This is a genomic window from Ensifer sp. SSB1, assembly GCF_016652895.1.
Classification (GTDB): Bacteria; Pseudomonadota; Alphaproteobacteria; order Rhizobiales; family Rhizobiaceae; genus Ensifer.
The window spans coordinates 11,820-14,835 of sequence record NZ_JAEPRP010000062.1 but is presented as its reverse complement, the minus strand read 5'-3'; the positions used below and the strand labels follow the sequence as shown (position 1 = coordinate 14,835).

Genomic DNA, 3,016 nt, shown 5'->3' with positions numbered 1-3,016 from the left:
GAGCGTCTGCCCAAGACGCCGCGTGTCATCAACGTCGCGGCATTGGGGCGTACGCCCGGCAAGCATGGCGGCGTCGTGACGATGATCATCGGCAGCGCCAAGGACATCCGGCTCATGACTATCTATGGCTATGCCCGGCTGGTCGGCTATGACGAAACGCTGAAGCTCGAAGCGGATGTCCTGGAAAGCTACGAAACGGTCGAGGACCGCATTTTCACCTTCCACCTGAGGGAAGGGCACAAGTGGTCCGACGGAACGCCGCTGACCGCCGAGGACTTCCGTTATTGCTGGGACGACGTGCTCAACAACGAAAAGCTGAGCCCCGCCGGGTTGCCGACTGCGCTGGTGATGGACGGCGAGGCCGGAAAATTCGAAGTGCTCGACGAGCGAACCGTACGCTACACATGGTCGACACCAAACCCGGACTTCCTGCAGAAGCTTGCGGCGCCCCAGCCGATGTTGGTGGCGATGCCTTCCGCCTATCTCAAGCAATTCCACGAGAAATATCAGGAAGAAGACAAGCTCAAAGCCTTGATGAAGGAGCAGCGCGTCAAGAAATGGAGCCAGCTCCATATGCGCATGGCTCGCTCCTATCGCCCTGAAAACCCTGACCTGCCGACGCTCGACCCGTGGCGCAACACGACACCGCTACCAGCCGAACAGTTCGTCTTCGAGCGTAATCCTTACTTCCACCGTGTGGACGAGAACGGGCTGCAGCTTCCCTATATCGACAAGTTCGTTCTCAACGTCAGCTCCTCGGCACTGATCCCGGCCAAGACCGGCACGGGTGAAAGCGATCTGCAGGCAACCGGCCTCGACTTCGTCGACTATACCTTCCTCAAGGATTCCGAGAAGCGGTATCCGGTGAAGGTGTTGCTTTGGAAGAAGACGCAGGGCTCGCGCCTGGCGCTTCTGCCCAACCTCAACTGCTCCGACACGGTCTGGCGTTCGTTGCTGCAGGACGTGCGCGTTCGCCGTGCACTCTCGCTTGCAATCGACCGCACAGAGATCAACAAGGCCGTCTTCTACGGACTGACCAAGGAAAGCGCCGACACGGTTCTGCCGGATAGCCCGCTCTTCCGTCCGGAGTTCGCCAGTGCGTGGGTCGCCCACGATCCGGCCCAGGCCAATGCGCTGCTCGACGAGGTTGGGCTGACGCAGCGCGGCAGTGACGGCATTCGTATTCTTTCCGACGGTCGGCCGGCGCAAATCGTCGTGGAAACGGCGGGCGAAAGTACGCTCGAGACGGACGTACTTCAGCTTGTCACCGACTACTGGCAGAAGATCGGTATATCGCTTTTCATCCGCACCTCGCAGCGCGACACGTTCCGCAGCCGCGCCGTGGGCGGCGAGATCATCATGTCGATGTGGTTCGGCCTCGACAACGGCGTGCCCACTCCCGGCATGAACCCGGGGCAGCTGGCACCCACGGCCGACGACCAGCTGCAATGGCCGGTCTGGGGGCTCAACTATCTGTCCCATGGCGAAATGGGCCAGGCGCCTGATCTTCCTGCCGCCGTCGAGCTGACGGAACTGCTGCAACGCTGGCGCCATTCGGCGGAAGATGCCGAGCGTACGGAGATTTGGACCCGCATGCTGTCGATCTACACGGACCAGGTGTTCTCGATCGGTATCGTCAACGCCTCGCTGCAGCCGATCCTCGTGGCGAAGAAGCTCCGCAACGTGCCGGAAACGGCGCTCTACGGCTTCGATCCCACGTCCTACTTTGGTGTTTACAAGACCGATACCTTCTGGATCGAGCAGGAAACCTGACATGCTGCGATATATTCTCTGGCGTATCGCGGCGATGGTTCCCACCCTCCTCATCATTTCCGCTCTTGTCTTCACCATCATCGAACTGCCCCCGGGCGACTACTTCGAAAGCTATGTCGCCGAGCTCAAGGCGCAGGGCGAAGGCGTCGACATGGAGCAAATCGACGCGCTCAGGAAGGAATATGGCTTCGACCAGCCGCCGGTCCTGCGCTACGTCTACTGGCTTGGCGGCATGCTGCAGGGCGATTTCGGCTATTCCTTCGAATACGAACTGCCGGTCAGCGCTGTTGTCGGCGATCGCTTGTGGCTGACGATCCTGGTCTCTTTCGTCACCATCATCTTCACCTGGCTGATCGCCTTTCCGATCGGTATCTACTCCGCGACCCATCAGTATAGCTGGGGCGATTACGGCCTGTCGCTGATGGGCTTGATCGGCATTGCCATCCCGAATTTCATGCTGGCGCTGATCTTGATGTATTTCGCCAATATCTGGTTCGGGATATCGATCGGCCACCTGATGGATCAGAAATATCTGGCCGAGCCGATGAGTTGGGCCAAGGCAAAATCGATTCTCGAGCACATCTGGATACCCGTCATCATCGTCGGTGCGGCGGGCACGGCCGGCATGATCCGGCGTCTGCGCGCCAACCTGCTCGACGAACTGCAGAAACAGTATGTGGTGACGGCGCGCGCCAAGGGGCTTTCGCCGATGCGCACGCTGGTCAAGTACCCGCTGCGCATGGCGCTGAACTTCTTCATCTCGGACATCGGCTCGATCCTGCCGGCGATCATTTCCGGTGCGGAAATCACCGCGATCGTGCTGTCGCTGGAAACCACCGGCCCGATGCTGATCAAGGCCCTGCAAAGCCAGGACATGTATCTCGCCGGTTCGTTCCTGATGTTCCTCGCCTTCCTGACGGTGATCGGCGTGCTGATCTCCGACATCGCACTCGCCATCCTCGATCCACGAATTCGGCTGCAAGGCAGGAGCACCAAGTGACGTCATTTCTTCCGGCGCCCGGCGAGCCCCTGCCGCACTATGTTTCGACGGCCCCTTTCGATCCCTATTCCGTCGAGGCGATGACGGACGAGCAGGTGCGCGTCAATCAGGCTTCGCAGCTTCGCCTGATGTGGTGGAAGTTCCGCCGCCACAGGCTCGCGCTCGTCTCGGGTATTTTCCTTGCGGCGCTCTACCTGTCGATCCTCATTTCCGAGTTCCTCGCGCCCTACAATCTGCACACCC

At 60.2% G+C, this 3,016-nt stretch carries 2 protein-coding genes and 1 pseudogene; all 3 read left to right on the top strand.

Features of this window, described 5'->3' with window-relative positions; all coding sequences use genetic code 11:
* Positions 1-1,773, top strand: a 1,773-nt coding sequence (locus I8N66_RS16875) for an ABC transporter substrate-binding protein (RefSeq protein ID WP_291155527.1), incomplete at its 5' end; no start/stop codon positions are given.
* A 1-nt stretch (position 1,774) separates the two neighbouring features.
* Positions 1,775-2,773 carry an ABC transporter permease gene (locus I8N66_RS16870; protein ID WP_113535706.1) on the top strand — a complete coding sequence of 333 codons (999 nt, stop codon included), beginning with the start codon at positions 1,775-1,777 and terminating at the stop codon, positions 2,771-2,773.
* A pseudogene (locus I8N66_RS16865) lies at positions 2,770-3,016 on the top strand (ABC transporter permease); the annotation flags it as partial. The gene I8N66_RS16870 and the pseudogene I8N66_RS16865, both read left to right, overlap by 4 nt.